This window comes from Jeotgalibacillus terrae, from assembly GCF_016908195.1.
GTDB lineage: Bacteria > Bacillota > Bacilli > Bacillales > Jeotgalibacillaceae > Jeotgalibacillus > Jeotgalibacillus terrae.
Map to the genome: position 1 here is coordinate 125,142 of NZ_JAFBDK010000007.1, position 17,972 is coordinate 143,113.

General features: G+C 45.5%; 18 protein-coding genes and 2 riboswitches. Of the genes, 6 read left to right on the plus strand and 12 right to left on the minus strand.

Annotated elements, in window-relative coordinates:
* Window positions 1-119 precede the first annotated feature (119 nt).
* From JOD21_RS08970 to JOD21_RS08995, 6 genes are all read right to left on the minus strand, one after another.
* Entirely contained in the window at window positions 120-1,073 is a 954-nt protein-coding gene (locus tag JOD21_RS08970) for an ABC transporter permease (protein WP_239581525.1), read from the minus strand.
* A 22-nt stretch (window positions 1,074-1,095) separates the two neighbouring features.
* On the minus strand, window positions 1,096-2,634 hold the full coding sequence (locus JOD21_RS08975) for a sugar ABC transporter ATP-binding protein (RefSeq protein ID WP_204729279.1): 1,539 nt from the start codon (window positions 2,632-2,634) through the stop codon (window positions 1,096-1,098).
* Window positions 2,631-3,788 (minus strand): sugar ABC transporter substrate-binding protein, encoded by a 1,158-nt coding sequence (locus tag JOD21_RS08980; RefSeq protein ID WP_204729280.1) that lies wholly within the window; start codon window positions 3,786-3,788, stop codon window positions 2,631-2,633. Before JOD21_RS08980 ends, JOD21_RS08975 begins: the two co-directional genes overlap by 4 nt.
* 151 nt (window positions 3,789-3,939) lie before the next feature.
* Entirely contained in the window at window positions 3,940-4,992 is a 1,053-nt protein-coding gene (gene mtnA, locus JOD21_RS08985; RefSeq protein ID WP_204729281.1) for an S-methyl-5-thioribose-1-phosphate isomerase, read from the minus strand.
* Window positions 4,989-6,203: an S-methyl-5-thioribose kinase gene (gene mtnK, locus JOD21_RS08990; protein ID WP_204729282.1), complete on the minus strand. Its 1,215-nt coding sequence runs from the start codon at window positions 6,201-6,203 to the stop codon at window positions 4,989-4,991. Before mtnK ends, mtnA begins: the two co-directional genes overlap by 4 nt.
* A 15-nt stretch (window positions 6,204-6,218) precedes the next feature.
* The gene (locus JOD21_RS08995; RefSeq protein WP_204729283.1) at window positions 6,219-6,881 is read right to left on the minus strand and encodes a sulfite oxidase-like oxidoreductase; all 663 of its coding nucleotides are present in this window, start codon (window positions 6,879-6,881) and stop codon (window positions 6,219-6,221) included.
* 77 nt (window positions 6,882-6,958) lie between these two features.
* Window positions 6,959-7,079, minus strand: a riboswitch (SAM riboswitch).
* A 471-nt stretch (window positions 7,080-7,550) separates the two neighbouring features.
* Window positions 7,551-7,663: riboswitch (SAM riboswitch) on the plus strand.
* 77 nt (window positions 7,664-7,740) lie between these two features.
* Here JOD21_RS08995 and JOD21_RS09000 point away from each other — a divergent pair.
* The 5 genes from JOD21_RS09000 (at window position 7,741) to JOD21_RS09020 (ending at window position 12,282) form a co-directional block, all read left to right on the plus strand.
* Window positions 7,741-8,958 carry a 2,3-diketo-5-methylthiopentyl-1-phosphate enolase gene (locus JOD21_RS09000; RefSeq protein WP_204729284.1) on the plus strand — a complete coding sequence of 406 codons (1,218 nt, stop codon included), beginning with the start codon at window positions 7,741-7,743 and terminating at the stop codon, window positions 8,956-8,958.
* Window positions 8,959-8,963: 5 nt separating this feature from the next.
* Window positions 8,964-9,629, plus strand: coding sequence for a 2-hydroxy-3-keto-5-methylthiopentenyl-1-phosphate phosphatase (locus tag JOD21_RS09005; RefSeq protein ID WP_204729285.1), 666 nt, complete (start codon window positions 8,964-8,966; stop codon window positions 9,627-9,629).
* Window positions 9,626-10,255: a methylthioribulose 1-phosphate dehydratase gene (locus JOD21_RS09010; protein ID WP_204729286.1), complete on the plus strand. Its 630-nt coding sequence runs from the start codon at window positions 9,626-9,628 to the stop codon at window positions 10,253-10,255. Before JOD21_RS09005 ends, JOD21_RS09010 begins: the two co-directional genes overlap by 4 nt.
* 2 nt (window positions 10,256-10,257) lie before the next feature.
* The gene (locus JOD21_RS09015; RefSeq protein WP_204729287.1) at window positions 10,258-10,800 is read left to right on the plus strand and encodes a 1,2-dihydroxy-3-keto-5-methylthiopentene dioxygenase; all 543 of its coding nucleotides are present in this window, start codon (window positions 10,258-10,260) and stop codon (window positions 10,798-10,800) included.
* A gap of 339 nt (window positions 10,801-11,139) precedes the next feature.
* On the plus strand, window positions 11,140-12,282 hold the full coding sequence (locus tag JOD21_RS09020) for a CAP domain-containing protein (RefSeq protein WP_204729288.1): 1,143 nt from the start codon (window positions 11,140-11,142) through the stop codon (window positions 12,280-12,282).
* A gap of 285 nt (window positions 12,283-12,567) precedes the next feature.
* Here the strand turns inward: JOD21_RS09020 and JOD21_RS09025 are convergent, their stop codons facing one another.
* The 6 genes from JOD21_RS09025 to JOD21_RS09050 form a co-directional block, all read right to left on the minus strand.
* Complete coding sequence (locus tag JOD21_RS09025) at window positions 12,568-12,984, minus strand: GtrA family protein (RefSeq protein ID WP_204729289.1); 417 nt, start codon at window positions 12,982-12,984, stop codon at window positions 12,568-12,570.
* A 20-nt stretch (window positions 12,985-13,004) separates the two neighbouring features.
* Entirely contained in the window at window positions 13,005-14,132 is a 1,128-nt protein-coding gene (locus JOD21_RS09030) for a glycosyltransferase family 4 protein (protein WP_204729290.1), read from the minus strand.
* Window positions 14,133-14,147: 15 nt separating this feature from the next.
* Entirely contained in the window at window positions 14,148-15,398 is a 1,251-nt protein-coding gene (locus tag JOD21_RS09035) for an NAD-dependent epimerase/dehydratase family protein (RefSeq protein WP_338032891.1), read from the minus strand.
* Window positions 15,399-15,525: 127 nt separating this feature from the next.
* Entirely contained in the window at window positions 15,526-16,077 is a 552-nt protein-coding gene (locus JOD21_RS09040; RefSeq protein ID WP_204729291.1) for a GNAT family N-acetyltransferase, read from the minus strand.
* Entirely contained in the window at window positions 16,074-16,343 is a 270-nt protein-coding gene (locus JOD21_RS09045; RefSeq protein ID WP_204729292.1) for a hypothetical protein, read from the minus strand. Before JOD21_RS09045 ends, JOD21_RS09040 begins: the two co-directional genes overlap by 4 nt.
* Before the next feature lie 54 nt (window positions 16,344-16,397).
* Entirely contained in the window at window positions 16,398-16,901 is a 504-nt protein-coding gene (locus JOD21_RS09050) for a GNAT family N-acetyltransferase (protein ID WP_239581514.1), read from the minus strand.
* A gap of 117 nt (window positions 16,902-17,018) precedes the next feature.
* On the opposite strand from JOD21_RS09050, the gene JOD21_RS09055 reads away from it, so the two are divergent.
* Complete coding sequence (locus JOD21_RS09055) at window positions 17,019-17,789, plus strand: SDR family oxidoreductase (RefSeq protein WP_204729294.1); 771 nt, start codon at window positions 17,019-17,021, stop codon at window positions 17,787-17,789.
* The last annotated feature ends 183 nt before the right edge of the window (window positions 17,790-17,972 follow it).

A 17,972-nucleotide genomic window follows, 5' to 3' on the forward strand; every position in this document is an offset into this window, starting at 1 on the left:
CATGCCGCGGCATGAAAGCTCTTTTGCGGTTATCGTAAAATACTGAAATACGATTATATCCGGTTGGTGGTTGATAACATCATTTTCTTCAGCTTTTTTAAATAACCGCTTTTTCATCACTACTCTTTTTTCCTGAAGTACGTCAGTGCAAGTGCACCAACAAGAATGCCGCCTTTAATAATATCCTGAGCGTAGTATGGCACGTTCATCATTGTCAGTCCATTTAACAGAATCCCGATAATGATCGCCCCGACAAACGTTCCAATCACATTCGGTTTTCCAGCACCGAAGACGGAATAACCGATAAGTGCTGCCGCCACACCATCCATCAGCAGCGGATCTCCTGCTGATACCTGACCTGTACCAATCCTTGCGGCAAGGACAATTCCTGCCAGTGCTGCAAAGACCCCACTGATCACATAAGCATATGTGCGGTATCGGTTGACCGGCACGCCGGACAGACGCGCCGCTTCTTTATTCCCGCCAGTCATATAGAACAGGCGTCCTGCACGCGTATAATTCAGGAATAAGTGAACAAGTGCAACGATCACAACCATCAGAATGACCGGAAAAGGAATATTAAAGAGACGTCCCTGACCAATAAACTGGAATGCCGGAATAAATATACCTGGCGCCGTTCCACTCCCGTCCGGCATCGGCATATTACCGTAAATTGAATATCCTTTTGTATAAGTCAGATGGACACCGTTGATGATATACATGACTGCAAGGGTTCCGATCAGATCTGGAATCCTAATCTTTACTACTATAAATGCGTTAATCAAACCAATCAGGGCACCCAATACGAGCGGAACAATCAGTACGACTAACAGTTCCTGACTGTGCCACACAAGCAGTGCGCCGCTTGCGACTGTCGCAAGACTCACAGTTGAGCCTACAGATAAGTCAAAGCCGCCTACGATCATCGAAAACGTTACGCCAATCGCGACAAGCGTGACAATCGAGATTGAGCGGAGAATATCAGTAATGTTGCCATACGTTAAAAACTGTTCATTTGTGAGACTGAAAAATACAATAATCAGTCCGAGTGCCAGGAGTGTGCCAAATTTCATGAAGAAGTTGACGATCCGCTCCTTAAGGTCTGCCTGTTGCGGATAGTCGCTTATATTCAGCTGTTTCAACTGCATTACCTCCTGTCGCTGCAGTCATCAGGCGCGCTTCAGTTGCTTCCTGATTCTGCATTTCATCTGTTATTTCCCCATCTGCCATCACCAGAATCCGGTCAGCAATCTGAAGTAATTCATCAAACTCACTTGTGAAGTAAAGGATACCTTTGCCCTGGTCAGCTAAATGTGTAATCAGACGGAACACATCATTTTTTGCTCCGATATCAATTCCTTTTGTCGGCTCATCAAAAATAAATACGTTACTGTCGTGATTCAGCCACTTACCGATCGAGACCTTCTGCTGATTACCGCCACTGAGATGTTTCAGCAGTGCTTTTGGGGAAGATGTCACGATACCGAGCTCTTCAATCTGCTGAAGTGCAGACTGATGTTCTTTTCTACGATTAATCCAGCCGGCCGGCGAAAAGCTTTTCAACGCCGGAAGAGACAGGTTTTCCTGTACAGATGATTCGATCATTACACCGCTTTTACGGCGCTCTTCCGGAATAAATGAAAGACCTGCATTGACTGCATGACTGGGACTTTTAATAGACACGCTGTGGCCGTTTACAAACCATTTTCCTTTTGCATTCGTTACACCAAAGATCGCATTGGCTGTTTCAGATTTCCCTGCTCCGACAAGACCTGCAACCCCAACAATTTCACCCGCTCCAACTGTCAGGCTGACTTGTTTTCCGGTCTCAGGTACTGACAGATGATCAATTTCAAAAATCGTTTCTCCGCTGATTTTACGGTGATGATAATCTGCTTTATGAAGCTGCTTGCCAAGCATGGTCTGAATCACTTCTTCAGATGAAACTTTCCCCGTTTCATAGACAGCCACTGCTTTACCATCTCTCATCACAGTCATCCGTTCTGCAATTTGACTGATCTCCTGCATGCGGTGTGAGATATAGATCATACCGATCCCCTGTGTCTTTAACTCTTCAATCACCTGAAACAATTGCTTGGTTTCATGGTCGCTTAAAGGAGCAGTCGGTTCATCAAAAATAATAATTTTCGCCTCAGATGCCACTGCACGTGCAAGCAGGATCATCTGCTTTTGGGAGAGCGTGCAGTCTTCAGTCAGCTGATTCAGCGGAATATGCGTATTTACTTTTGCAAGCCGCTCCTTTGCAATACGACGTCGCTTTTTCCAGCTGATCGGACGGCTGTTTTTCCCTCCAACCGTTAAATCAAGAGTCAGGTTTTCAACAACAGGCAGATTCGGAATCAGTCCCGTATCCACTTCCTGCACAACGATAGCAATTCCTTTTGCCTGTGCTTCAGACGGGGAAGTAAAATGGACTTCTTCCCCGTTGATTTGAATGATGCCGCTATCTTTTTCGTAATCTCCCGAAAGGATCTTCACGAGTGTACTTTTACCCGCACCGTTTACGCCTAACAGCGCATGAACTTCGCCAGGTTCAACGGAGAAGTCCACCTGCTTCAGGACATCGACCGGGCCAAATGACTTTGTAAGCTGTTGAACCTGTAGTAAACTCATTGTGCGTTTTTCGCCTCCAGTGCGTCCATCCATGGTGAACGCGCAACATTTGGTGAGCCCCATCCTTCAATATGCTGACCGACATCAGCCATTGTCACAGGCTCATCCGGCAGATCACTCACATTTACAACAGAAGGATCAAGCGCGTAAATAGACGGTGTTTCTTCGCCTGCGATCTTCTGATACAGGAATCTTACCTGAACACCTGCCACTTCAGCAGGATCAGTTGCTGCTGTTGTCACCCATGGACTGTTTTCTGCCTGCATAATCTGCAGATCCTCATCACTTAAATCAATGCCGTATACTTTAATTTCATCGCGTCCTGCCTGCTGGATCGCACGCGTGACACCTTTTGCAAACTCGTCATATGGTGCAAAGACTGCATCAATTGATCCCTCTTCAGGATATTTCTTCAAGACAGCCTCCATCTGATTTTGTGAATCAAGTGCCGTGTTATTACTCACACTTCCAAAGCGCGCCACCTCTTCAATGTTCGGATAGTGCTCAAGGAATGCTTCATAAATGACGTTACGTCTCTCAAGCGGTGTAAATCCGCCGGCCCATACATAAACAATATTTCCTTCTCCATCAATATCCTGTGCAAGCTGCTTCAATGTTCCCCACGCGAGGCTATAGTCATCCTGGCTGATTGCTGTCACGCCTTCAGCTGTAATATCATTATCAAATGTGACAACCGGGATTCCTTTTTCAAGCGCTTCTTCAACGCCCTGATTCAGTGCTTCCGCGCGACCGTGGTCAATTAAAATCCCATCTACACCCTGGTTGATGGCTGTCTGAAGGTGATTGGCCATTTGTGATAAATCGTTGTTCGCATTGTAGATCTGAACTTCCCCGCCAAACTTTTCAACCTGTGCTTCAAGACCGCTTACGTACTGGGAAGCGAAAGTACCTGTTGAAAATTCCATAATGGCAGCAATTTTCAGCGGCTGATCAACAGCTGCCGGGATCTCTGCATCACTTCCCTGCGATGTCTGTTCAGCTGATGTTTCCTCTGCAGCTTCAGCTGTTTCTTCTGCTGTCCCCTCAACTGCTTCCTCCGGCTCACTTTCTTCCTGTGATGAAGGCTGCTGGTCTGTGCATGCTGCAAGAATCAATGTTAATACGAGTAATAGTAAAGTAAGTCCTTTTTTCATTTTCTGCACTCCTTTAAAAAGTTAATTTATTAAAGTCAATGGGTATACTGATCAATTTAGTAGGGAAAAGGTTGTTGCTGATAAACGGTTCACTGCGCTGATACGTGCATGTGATACATTGGGCAATTAGCAGCGGAGTGAACCAGTATTTTTATATACGTGCCGGCTCAAACAGTTCGGCCAGGCCGCTTTCATAATCACCTGATACAATACCTTTTTCTGTGATGATACCTGTAATCAGTTCGTGCGGTGTGACATCAAATGCTGGATTGAATACATTAATTCCTTCAGGGGCAATCCGTTTCCCTGCAATATGGGTAATTTCTTCGGCGTGCCTTTCTTCAATGACAATATCGTCACCGGTTGCTGTATGCAAATCAATCGTTGATAGCGGTGCTGCGATATAGAACGGGATCCCGTGTGCTTTCGCTAAAATCGCCAGCCCGTATGTACCGATTTTGTTCGCTGTATCACCGTTGGCTGTGATGCGGTCGGCACCGACTAAAATGGCATCGATCTGTTTTGTTCTCAGTACGTGAGCTGCCATATTGTCTGTGATAAGCGTCACGTCAATCCCTGCCTGCTGAAGCTCCCATGCAGTCAGCCTCGCTCCCTGAAGAACCGGTCTGGTTTCAGTTGCAAAGACACTGATATCTGCCCCCTGTTCCTTTGCAATGTAAAATGCGCCAAGGGCAGTACCGTATTTTGAGGTGGCAATCGCACCTGTATTACAGTGTGTGAGAACCGTTGCCTGTTCCGGCAGGAGTGAAAAGCCGTACTCACCAATCCGTCTGCATGTTTCCTCATCCTCCTGCTGAATCAGAATCGCTTCTGTTTCAAGTCGTGTGATGACTTTTTCAGCAGAAGCCTCTTCACCAGATGCCTTCAGCAATCTTTGAAGTGCCCACGACAGATTGACCGCTGTTGGTCGTGAAGAATTCAGGTAGGCTGATTTTTCCGTCAGATCCGTTTTCAAAGTCTGAAGGTCATCAGATCCGTTCTTTTTCGCCCAAAGTGCTAAGCCATATGCTGCTGCAATGCCGATTGCAGGCGCGCCTCTCACCTTCAGTTCACTGATGCTGTCCCAGACGTCTTCAATTGTTTTTAAAAAGATGTATTCCACTTCACCGGGAAGTTTCTGCTGATTCAAAAGTCTGATCGCATCACCTTCCCAGATCACCGGTTTAATAAATTCTGCTGTCATTTCTCCAGCCCCTTCAAATACGCCGTTAAGCTCTTTGGTGAGCGCCATACTGAGCGGTTAAAAATGAGTGATCTGCCTGTTTCAATCGCGCGTTGCTGCGCCTGCAGTCTGCCTGCTGCATTTTCAATCCCGTCAATATCCTCAACATGCGCAAGCCCTATGATGCGGCGGATCGTTTTACATCCTGCGAACCCAAGTGTATCCTGCCAGATTTTATGAATGACGTAATCCGCATACTGCTCTGTGCGCTGCCTATCGTCAAAGCCTTTCTCTAAAAGAAGTGTGCGGTAACGCTCTTCAAATACTGCCCACGTCTGCTCAATCGTCTCAAGCAGGTAGGCGCTGATCTCATGACGTCTGCTGTCATCCGCTCTTTCCTGCTGGGCAATATAATTAAGCGTTAAGTTCGCAATGAATGCACCAATATCAAATCCGGCCGGTCCGTAAAAAGCAAACTCCGGGTCAATGACTTTTGTTGAGGTCTCTGTTACAAACACGCTGCCTGTATGAAGGTCTCCGTGAAGCAATGTCTCCCCTTCAGTCAAGAATTGTTTTTTCAATTTTGCGACTTCAAAGATTAGACGATCATCATGCCACAGTGATTCCACTGACTCCTGAAGGTTATCAGGGTATGAGTTGGATTCAGCATTGTAATAAGGATCCGTAAATACCAGTTTTTCAGTGATATCGCATAAGTCCGGGTTCACAAACTGTCTCGCTAACTTTTTCTTTTCAACCGGACCAAGCGCTTCATCTGATGCATGAAACAGGTTTTCAGCCAGGTAAGTGCCGATGTCTGCTGCTATATTCGGATAAATGTTCCCATCCAGCAATCCTTTACGGAGAATCACATGATCTGACAGATCCTCCATTACTGTTACTGCATAGTCGTCATCGTAATCAAATACCTGCGGCACAAGTTCCGGCACACGCTTCGCTGCTTCCTGCAGTGCCTGCCGCTCGATACGCGCACGGTCAAGTGACAGCGGCCAGCTCTCGCCCACAACTTTTGCATAAGGGAGCGCCTGTTTGACAACCAGTGACTTGTCTGTCTGAAGATCTTTTACGATAAAGACATAATTCAAGTTACCGTCACCAACCTCTTGACAAGTGACTTCCCGGCGGTCTGTAATCAGTCCTTTTTGCTCCAGATACACAAGAACACTTTGTTCTGTGAAAGGTTCATATATGTTTTCACGTACATTCGTCATGATTGTCTCTCCCCTTTAATCAAATTCTTTTTTATGCCATTCATCTTCAGGAATTTCTAGGTCTTCTCCTGAGAATCGTTCTTCATTGTGTACTTCACCATAATTGTGAAAACCGTTGCGTTCCCAGAAGCCTGGGCGGTCTTCCTTCAGAAACTCAATGCCTCTGATCCACTTCACACTCTTCCAGAAATAAAGGTGCGGCACGATTAACCTGAATGGATAGCCGTGCTTTGCAGTGAGCGGCTTCCCTTCATAGGAATGCGCCAGCAGTATATCTTCTTTCAGTAGATCCTCAAGTGGCAGGTTCGTCTCGTAATCGTAATCACCATAAATCATGACGTATTTTGTGCCTTGAGGGATTTCAAAGTCTTTTAACAACTCTCTGATTGTCACACCGGTAAATGCGTTATCAAATTTCGACCACCTTGTGACGCAGTGGATATCTTTCACAATTGTAGTTTGTGGAAGCTGCATAAGCTCATCAAATGTAAACTCCCTATTTTGAACACCTTCTCCAAAAAGCTTGAAGTTCCATGTGGTAAGGTCATATTCCGGTACTTCACCTTCATGGAGGATCGGAAATTTCTCTGTCAGCGTCTGACCTGGCGGGAGTCTGCCACCGTATGTATCTTTTTGAACGGGCGGCCTTGCTTTTTTCAGCCGTTCTGCTTTTCCCATCTGCTCCACGCTCCTTTTTTAGACATATAAAAAGCCCCTTTCTATAAAAGAAAGAGGCAGAATTAGACTGATTCGACCTCTTATCTCTCAGACCATTACGTCTGTTGGATGTAGCACCGTGTCCCTGCTGAATATATACAGCGGGGCCGGTTGCCGGGCTTCATAGGGCCAATTCCCTCAGCCAACTCTCGATAAGAGTGGTATATGCGATTGGATGTTTCTGGTTTATTTCGATTTCATAATTGCAAGTTTACGGAATTGAGTGACTGTTTGTCAATGCGTTTTTCAAAAAAAATTTTTGGATAACTACGGATCCTTTCCGTGAAAGACTTCGCTTTCCGCGGAAGAACGCCCAGGCCAATCAGAAAACCACAGCCTTCCGGGGGCTTTCACGATCGTTTTCTGCAGGAGACTCCGTCCTTCACTCCAAGGATCCGCTTAAAATGTATTTACAAATTCTATATATATTTTCTATGCTACTTAGAGCCGTTGTTGACCTACGTTACAGTCTGAAGCGGAAAACACCCGCTAAATTATAAGTAACATGACAATTTCACTCATAAACTAAAAGTACAAAAATATAATTTTCTGAAAAAGCGGCTTGACGTTTTTGAAGATGTCTGCCATAATTCGGTACATGATTTTAAATCCAACCGAATACGTATGAAACTCTTATAAAGAGCAGGTGGAGGGACGAGCCCGATGAAACCCGGCAACCTGTTTCAGCAATAAAAAGCTGATTCAAGGTGCTAATTCTCACAGCGAAAGCTGAAGGATAAGAGGAAGAACATGCATTTTTGATGTCCGCTTCCTCTTTGGGAGCGGATTTTTTATTTTGGTTTTTGAAAGGATGTAGACAATGTCTAAGATTACAGCGACTTATCTTGTACATGATGCAAAAGGAAATTTGGAGAAGAAAGCAGAGTCGATTGCCCTTGGGCTGACTGTCGGTTCATGGACGGACCTGCCGGCAGTTGATCAGGAGCAGTTAAAGAAGCATAAAGGTGAAGTCGTTTCTATTCAGGAAACCTCCCCGCATCAGGCAGCCGGTTATCTGGGTGAGCGTAAAGCGGGTCTGATTAAGATCGCTTATCCATCAGCTAACTTCAGTGCAGATATTCCTGCAATCCTGACAACGATTTTCGGAAAGCTTTCACTTGATGGTGAAGTAAAACTGGTTGATATTGAACTCGATGAATCACTTGAAGCACAGTTTCCCGGTCCACAATTCGGTATTGATTCGATCAGAAATAAACTAGGCGTTCATGACCGCCCGCTCCTCATGAGTATATTCAAAGGGATGATTGGCCGGAGCACAGACCTTTTTGAAGAACAGCTGCGTGCTCAGGCAGCCGGCGGTGTTGATCTTGTGAAAGATGATGAAATTCTGTTTGATAATCCACTCACTCCTTTTGAAGAGCGGATCCGCCGCGGTGTGAAGGTGTTAAACGAAGAATATGAACGTTCAGGCCACCGGACATTATACGCAGTGAATCTATCAGGAAGAACCTTTGACCTGAAGGATAAAGCACGAAAGGCGGTATCGCTTGGAGCGAATGCGCTATTATTTAATGTTTTTGCATACGGGCTGGACACACTGCAAAGTCTTGCTGAGGATCCATATATTGATGTCCCGATTATGGCGCACCCTGCAGTATCCGGGGCCCTGACAGCTTCACCACTTTACGGAATTTCCAACCAGGTGCTGCTTGGCAAACTGCTTCGTCTTGCAGGCGCTGACTTTGTGCTATTCCCTTCTCCATACGGCAGTGTGGCCATGGAAAAACAGGAAACACTGGCGATCAGAGATGCGCTCACCTCTGACAGCAGATTGAGACGTGCGTTCCCGGTGCCATCAGCTGGCATCCACCCTGGTCTTGTACCTCAGCTGATCGAAGACTTTGGAAAGGATTCAATTATTAACGCAGGCGGCGGTATTCACGGCCATCCTGGCGGCGCGGCAGCCGGTGCCAAGGCTTTCCGTGACGCGATTGCTGAGGTGCAGGCGGGCGGTACGCTTGAAGATGCAGCCGCAAAATCAGCCGAGCTCGAAAAAGCACTGGCACTCTGGGGGTGAGACCAATGTCGAGAATCATTTTCTGTGATTTTGATGGCACCATCACAAAATCCGACAATATTATTTCAATCATGAAACACTTTGATCCACCGGGCTGGGAGCCGATTAAAGATCAGATTCTTTCCCGGGAAATATCGATACGTGAAGGTGTCGGGAAAATGTTTGCAACACTGCCTTCCGAGCTGAAAAAAGACATCACAGAATATGTTGTCGAAACTGCTGAAATCCGCGGAGGCTTCGGGGAATTCGTTGATTACACAAAACAAGCTGGCATTCCGCTGAACATTGTCAGCGGCGGCATCGACTTTTTCGTAAAGCCGATGCTGGCACCTTTCCACCTTGAAGATCACCTTTACTGCAACGGCAGTGATTTTTCGGGCCAGTACATCCGTATTACCTGGCCGCATGCATGTGATGAGTACTGTTCAAACGACTGTGGCTGCTGTAAACCCAGCCTGATCAGAAAACTCGCAGATCAGGATGCTGAAAAAATTGTCATCGGTGATTCAGTGACTGACCTCGAAGCAGCAAAACTGGCCGATCTGGTCTTTGTGTGCGGGGTTTATCTTGAAGAAAAATGCCTTGAACTAAATTTGCCTTACAAGCGGTTTACCCATTTTGATGAAGTGATCAGCTATCTCAAACAGACAGAGGAGGTCATCAGCAGATGAAAACCATTGACCTTAAAGCCCGATGGCAGGAGCTTGCAGATGTAAAAGATGTACTCGGCGCCCGCGGCTGGTTTCCCGGTACCAGCGGCAACCTGTCGATCAAAGTATCCGATGATCCGCTTGAGTTTCTGGTCACAGCAAGCGGTAAGGATAAATATAAGCGCACAGACGAAGACTTTGTTCTTGTTAACCGGCACAGCAAGCCTGTTGAGGACACACAATTGAAGCCTTCTGCGGAAACACTTCTGCATCAGAAAGTATATGAACTGACTGACGCCGGCTGCTCACTTCACGTTCATACAGTCAGTAACAATGTGATTTCTGAACTCTACGCGAACAAAGGTGAGGTCACCTTTCAGGGGCAGGAGCTCATTAAAGCTTTCAACCTGTGGGAAGAAGATGCAGTGCTACGCGTACCGATTATTGAAAATCCGGCACATATACCCGACCTTGCTAACCTGTTAGCTGAAAAAATTGATGACAATGTGTTCGGCGTGCTGATTAGAAATCATGGCATTACCGTCTGGGGACGCAATGCATTTGAAGCAAAAAAACATCTTGAAGCATTTGAATTTCTATTTGAAAGTCATTTGGCATTTCGAATTCATACACAGGGAGGACGATAGACATGGCAACAATTACAATCAGAGACACTCAGGAAACAATTAAAGGTGAAGAACAGGTTCAGGCATTTCTTTCAGATCAGGGCGTTTTATATGAAAAGTGGGATCCTGCAAAGCTGCCTGATGCGCTTCAGGGCGTAACAGGTCTATCTGATGAAGATAAAGAAACCGTTCTTTCAGTTTTTGACGGTGAGATCCGTTCACTGGCTGAGCGCCGCGGCTATCATAACTGGGATGTGATTTCCCTGAATGAACAGACACCTGGCCTTGAAGACCTTTTGAAAAAATTTGAGCAGGTACATACGCACACTGAAGATGAGGTGCGTGCAATCACAGCAGGCTCAGGTATTTTTATTATTAAAAGCGAAGACAAAGGTTACTTTGATGTGAACCTTGCACCAGGCGACGTGATTTCTGTCCCGGTTAACACGCCACACTTCTTTACGCTGACAGATGAACGCGAAGTTGTAGCCGTCCGTTTGTTCATTGAAAAAGAAGGCTGGGTTGCTCATCCGTACAATGATCCGGCGTTTGAAGAAGCGAAATAATATGTGAGACCGCATCCTTTGAAAGGGTGCGGTTTTTTTGATGTTGGACAGCGTGCTATATATGTCAAATTTCACTATACATCGAACATGGCATGAAAAGTGGCGAACTGCCCGGGTTTTACGTCGAACACCACCTGTTTTGCGCCGAATCCACAAAACATCGACTGCGCCGTACACCCCCTCACTATTGTTTGTCCCACTCACGAAAAGGGTACTGATAACTACTCTTAATCGCGATCACTCACTGCTCTGCCACATTTCGCACACCTGCTTCCCTTCCCACTTTCACCAGAACCCATCCATCATGTAAAATAAATAACAGATAGGAGGAATTGTGCTTTGAGAAAACTACTTCTGCTGATTGTCATCGTCTTTGGCATCTTTTTCTCCAGACCATTATGGGAGGACTACCTTCCTGAGTCTGTTAATTTATCCTTTATAGATCAACTGTCAGACCGTGCGGGTGCTGCTATAGAAGGCGGTTCTGTGCAGGATACCTGGGAATCATTTCTCGATTCAGTCACAGATTTCATTATAGAAGTGGATGAAGTGATTCAGGACGCTCCGGAGATCTCCACTGAAAATGAAACAGCTGCCGTCGCCCGCCCTGATCTGGATGTTCCTTCTGAAAAGCTTTTTGCTGTTCATAATATTGAACTTGGACAGGCTAAAGCTGATGTGGAAGCTGCTGCCGGACAGGCCAGCCGCAGTTCTATGAACGAATTCGGTGTAAACTGGCATGCGTATCATGAGCAATATCAGAATTTCTTTATGGTTTCCTATAATAACAATAATGAAGTGAACGGCCTTTTTACGAATCAGGATCTGATCACTTCCTCCCTTCCGCTTAAAATTGGCAGTACACGTGAAGAAGTCAGAGCTGAGCTTGGACAGCCGCTTTCTTATATTCAAAAAGGATTCGTCCGCTATGAGCTGCAGGATGACGGAGAATACGATATGTTTTCTTACGACGGCACATATATTACTATTTTCTATGATCTTCATGAAAATCATACAGTGACGGCACTGCAGATTGTGTCTGAAGATCTTGAAGACGGCCGCGATGAACTGTATGCTGCACCTTCAGCTGAACTTGAAGAAGGATTCAAACATCAGCTGTTTGATGTGACCAATGCAGCCCGTACAGAGCACGGTTTGAATGCCCTTGAGTGGAATGAGGCTGTCAGTGAAACAGCTCGTAAACACAGCGTTGATATGGCAGAGAATCAATTCTTCTCACATACAAACCAGGCCGGTGAGTCTCCTTTTGACAGAATGGATACAGACGGCATCCGTTATAGTGTTGCAGGTGAAAACCTTGCTTACGGGCAATACAGCGCGATTTTTGCACATGAGGGTCTGATGAATTCTCTTGGTCACCGGGAAAATATCCTGAAGCCTGACTATGGATATCTTGGCGTTGGTGTAGATTTTAACGAAGAAAATCAGCCGTTTTTTACGGAGATGTTTTTTAATAACTAAACAACGAGAAAGAGGATGGGACATTTTTTACATGTTCCATCCTCTTTCTCGTTTCGCTGCGCTTCAGGCGGATGCTTTCCGGACGGAGGTTGCTAAGCCTCCTCGCCTTCGGCTGCGGGGTCTCAGCTTCCCTCTAATCGTCCCGGAGTCACCGCCTTACGCTTCGCTACACTTAGATATCAATTAATACGTTATATGTTTAGGGACTCAAAACTTTCTTCCATTACAGAACGTCCGAATGAGAAAGCCTACTCCTTTAGATGCGGGAGTTATCAGTAAGTGATTTTACCTTCTGAACACAAACCACTTCATAAAGAAAAAGCTCGACAGGGATGACAATAGCATCGACAGCCCTTTTGCTGTATTGGCTTCAAGCCATCCGGGAAGCAGTTCTGCCTGTTCGATCAGCCAGAGGCCGCCGATGAATACTCCGTTTGCGATAAAGAGGCTGACGATTGCCTGTGTGATAAATCCTGCGAACTGCTTTTTTGTTTTATTCACGTTGAATGTATATCTCGAATTCCAGTAATAGCTATTCAGGATTGCCGCTGTATAAGCGATTGTATTGAACACTGTCAAAAGTGTATTGTCTCTGGTCGGGAAAGCAAGTAACAGTCCGTTCAGCACCCCGATATCAATCAGTGCACAGCTTAATCCTATTATACTGTAGGAAGCGAATTGTTTTGATCCGCGTCTGCTCATCTTTCCACCTGCCCATTTGTCTAAGGCCTATCTTTATGAAGCCTTAGCGTTTCCTCATAATAATCCATGAGCTGCGCTGCAGATTCATCCCATCCTACAGACTGGATGTCTTCATGCGCAAGTTGTCCCATTTTAGTCCGCTTCTCTGATTCTTTCAGCTGACCGGCTGCCCTGAATAGATCTTCCGGGTCAGCAGGATCAAAAAGTACACCGGTCCTGCCCGCTTCAATCTGTTCTCCTGTTGGGCCGCTTTTTGCAGCAAGCACAGGAAGTCCTGCTGCCATTGCCTCCATCAGTACAAGCCCAAGCGTTTCAGTTGTGGATGGAAACGCAAAGACATCTGCTGAGGCATATGCCTCAGCAAGCTCATCCCCATGCAAAAATCCGGTGAAAACTGTATTGGTACCCGCAAATTCCTTTTCAAGGGTCTCTCTATTTGGTCCGTCACCGACAATGGCCAGACAGAAATTATCTGACTGCTGAAGCAGCGGTTTGACTCTTTCAATTTCTTTTTCAGCTGCAAGTCTGCCTACAAACAGCAGAAGCGTTTTATCTGTTTTCCCGCCCGACAGACGTTTTCTCATGTCTTCGTGATAGAAGTCAGGGTGAAACCTTTTCGTGTCTACTCCCCTTTTCCAGAGGTGTACATTATGAAAACCCTTTTCCTGCAGTTCTTCAAGGACAGTCTGTGACGTGCACAGGTTTAAGAGCGCCCGGTTATGCAGCGTTTTGAAGTATGTCCACATCGCCGGCTTCATATAGGAAAAATTATAGTAATCTGCGTATTTCGGCACATGGGTATGATATGAAGCCATCAGCGGCAGCTTCAGTCTCTTCGTATAATAAATACCCGTTACACCCAAAAATGAAGGGTTCACCACATGCACAAGATCCGGGTTAAAGGTTTTAAGATACTTTTTAACTTTTTTAGAGTAAAAGGAAAATTTACGGTCTTCTTTATATAGAAAGAAATTGTAGGCGGGAATGCCGGCTACAATCGCTCCTTCGAATTCTTTGATGCCATGGTCAGGCGCAATGACCATCACTTCATGTCCCTGACGTCTCAGCCACCTGATTGAGGCGCACAGTCTGGTGACGACTCCATCTGTTGAAGGCAGAAACGTTTCTGTTATCATTGCAATTCTCATAGATTCCTCCTGCTGTCAGGTTTGATCGGTCACCGCTTCTTTTTTTACAGGTATACCTGCCTGCTGGTCCTTCGTCCATACACTGCGGGCCGGGATTTTAGACAGGTCAGCCCTGTTGGCATAACGCCTAGCTACATCTGTCACCTCTTCTAAAAGACCCTTATTCAGCGTAATCGGATTCAGCCCTTTTGATAAGAAAAGATCATTTTTCACATGAAGCTCGTTTTCTGCGGCTTCTTTTCTCGGATTCGGCACGTAAGCAATTTCGCCTCCGGTCAGTTCTTTCACCATTTTAGCGAGATCTTCTACGCGGTGCGTTTCAGTCATCTGATTAAAAATCATGACAAGATCCCCTTCAGCAGGCGGATTCTCAATTGCAAGCTGAATACAGCGGACTGTATCCTGAATGTGAATAAATGCGCGTGTCTGTCCGCCTGTACCGTGAACGGTAATCGGGTAATCAAGTGCTGCCTGCATCAGGAAACGGTTCAGTACAGTGCCGTAATCACCGTCATAGTCAAAGCGGTTGATCAGTCGTTCATCGAGACTGGTTTCTTCAGTATTTGTTCCCCAGACAATTCCCTGATGAAGGTCTGTAATCCGGAGCTGGTCGTTTTTATTATAGTATTGAAAAAGAAGCTGATCCTGAGATTTCGTCATATGATAGACAGACCCTGGATTGGTAGGATACAGGATTTTCTGTTCCACTCCTTCGCCCTGTTCCGTTTTCACTTCTACATCGAGGTAACCTTCAGGAATTTTGACTCCGGCTGTGCCATATCCGTATACACCCATTGTGCCAAGGTGGACTAGATGAATATCAAGCCCGGAATCAGCAATTGCACACAGGATATTGTGGGTCGCATTCATGTTGTTATTTACTGTATAGCGTTTATGCCGTGGAGATTTCATGGAGTAAGGTGCTGAGCGCTGTTCGGCAAAGTGTATCATTGCATGAGGTTTTTCTTCGCAAATGATCTGATATAGCCTGTCATAATCTGTTGCCAGATCAATATTGAGGTAGCGGATCGTCTTTCCAGTCACCTCTTTCCAGGCTTTGATTCTCTCACCCATTGGTCTGATCGGTGTAAGAGATTCGACTTCAAGCTCATTATCAATATTCCTTCGTGAAAGGTTATCAATAATAATGACCTCATAGCCCTTTTTTGACAGATGGAGGCTTGTAGGCCAGCCACAAAATCCATCCCCTCCGAGTACAAGTACTTTTTTTGATTCGTCATGCATCTGGCTGATCCGATTCGTCACATCCATCACTCCTCATCATGATTATGTCTCTTGTAAAATCTATTGTAGCCTGTTTAGCTTTCAAAAACTAATCATTCACTATGTGGATTGTTCCAAATATAATTGTTCATCAAAAACGGCCCGCTTATCACGAACCGTTCTCCCATTCTCTTTTTAAAATTGAGTAACTGTAATGGTCATAATACTTACCCTGAAACAGATGCTTATCGCGGACAAGACCTTCCTGCTTAAAACCAAGCTTTTCAAGTAATCTCATCGAAGCGCTGTTTCCTTTTGCTGCATAAGCTTCAATCCGGTTCAGCTTCATATATTGAAATCCGTGTTCAATCATACCTGTGACAGCTTCCCGTCCGTAACCTTTTCCCCATTGATCAGGGGTAAGGTCATAGCCGATCTCTGCAATATTATTGTAGCGGTCCCACTGATGAAAGCCGCATGTGCCAATCATATCGCCGCTATCCTTTAACGTGATCGCCCAGCGGTTATGATTCTTTTTCGGATGATAGGCGTTATATAAAATAAAGTTTTCAGCTTCCTCCATTTCCGTATACACTTCTTCATCCAGTAAAAACCTGCAGACCACCGGATCTGAAAAGTGATCGAAAATAAATTGGGTATGCTCTTTTGTCAGTGCAACTAATGCTAACCTTTCTGTCTCGAACTCATCAAAGGGATTCATTTTTTCAGTCCAGCTTCAGGATTTTTCTCAAGTTCAATGCGCTTTTGCTTTCTGATCCAGAGCATACCGCATACAGCAACAACGAAAAATAGTATGTAAATACCCAGTTCTACATTACTGACAGTCTCCATCGTAATATCATCGATCATGAGCACATTAATCAGACGGAAGTTCAGCCCCAATGCGCCGCCGATCAGCAGTCCGAGGAAAATTTTTTCTCGGGATTTTAATACGTCCATACGTGATGGTTCAGTTGAATGTCTCATTAAAATCGTTCCTTTCAAATCTGTTCTTTTTACTATAACAAATCGCGCAGCCCTTCACCTGATCCAGTAGCGTCTGATCAGCACGCCGTTTTCTTCTTCATCGCGCGGGTCTCTTACTCCGCCGTTTGATTCAATCGCTTTAAATGAACCGGGATTATCGTCATCGCATGTAACAAGCACCTCACTGATACCGAACTTCTCCGTTTCCGTGAGTGCCTGCTGCAAAATTGCTGTGGCGTAGCCTTTTCTTCTTTCATCCGGTCTGATGCCATAACCAATGTGACCGCCGAGTTTCATCAGCGCTTCAGTTAGTTCGTGACGGATATGTACAGCGCCGAGTATTTTATGATCTTCATTGATTAAGAAGTAGAGGGAACTGCTCACCCAACCTGCCGGAAGATCTACTCCACGTTCTTCATTTTTCCACTTATGAACCTGTGCCTCAAAGCTTTCTGTCCCGGGAGCAGAAGCCACCGGAATAATTGTCTCCCCCGCCTCTTTCCAGTCGTTAATATACGACCAGTACGATTTTTCACTGATCGCTTCTGGTTTAACCAATTGAATACCTGTCATGCAAACACCAGCTTTCTGATTTTTCCGATCATTCATTGAGTCTATGTTATCTTTAAATGAAAGTGAAGAAAAGACATTTTAAGAAAGTGGAGGACAAATATCATGACAAGAAGACTTGCAATTATAACCGGTGTTGGCAGAAAAGCAGGGATTGGTGCTTCTATTGCTGAAAAACTTGCCGCGGATGGTATGGATATTTTATTTACATTCTGGCATGCCTATGATCGTGACGTTTCATCACATACGGAAAGTGAAGATCCCGATGACGTGCTCGCTGCCTGCAGAGCCCACGGGGTCCAGGCGGAAATGATCGAGCTGAATCTGGCTGAAGTACACTCGATTGATGAACTGTTTTCGTTCTGCCAGACGGCTTTTGGAAGGTATCCGGATACATTGATACAGAGTGCGGCTGTTTCAATCAATGATTCTATTGAGACGATTTCAGCTGATCAGCTCGACCAGCATTATGCGATTAATACGAGAGCTGTGACACTGCTCACTCAAAAATTTCTCCAGCACTTTGACAGTGAGACCGGCAGAGTGATCTGCCTGACAACCGGATGGGCACAGGGGCCAATGCCAAATGAGCTTTCCTACGCACTGACCAAGTCAGCTATTGATACGCTCGTTTATACCATTTCACCTGTACTTGCTGAGCGGAAAATCACGATCAACTCGATCAATCCAGGCCCGACAGATAGCGGATGGATGAATGATGAAGTAAAAAAAGAGCTGCTTTCTCTTTCACCACAGGGACGGCTCGGGATGCCTGCTGATGCCGCAAATCTGGTGTCATTTCTTGCAAGTGAACAGGCGCAGTGGATTACAGGACAGACGATTCATTCTGAAGGCGGGTTTATTAATTTCAGATAAGGTTCGGTAATGGACCCTGGTGGAGGGGAGGGCGGATTGATGCTTTTCACTCAGAGAGTAAAGTGATTTCCTTCAATCTAATATGACAATACCCTTCTCCAACTGCGTTCGAGTAGAAGATTTCATGGTCCCCCTGTGACTATTAAACTAAATCTTTAGTTTAGCGAAAAAATTATTATTATA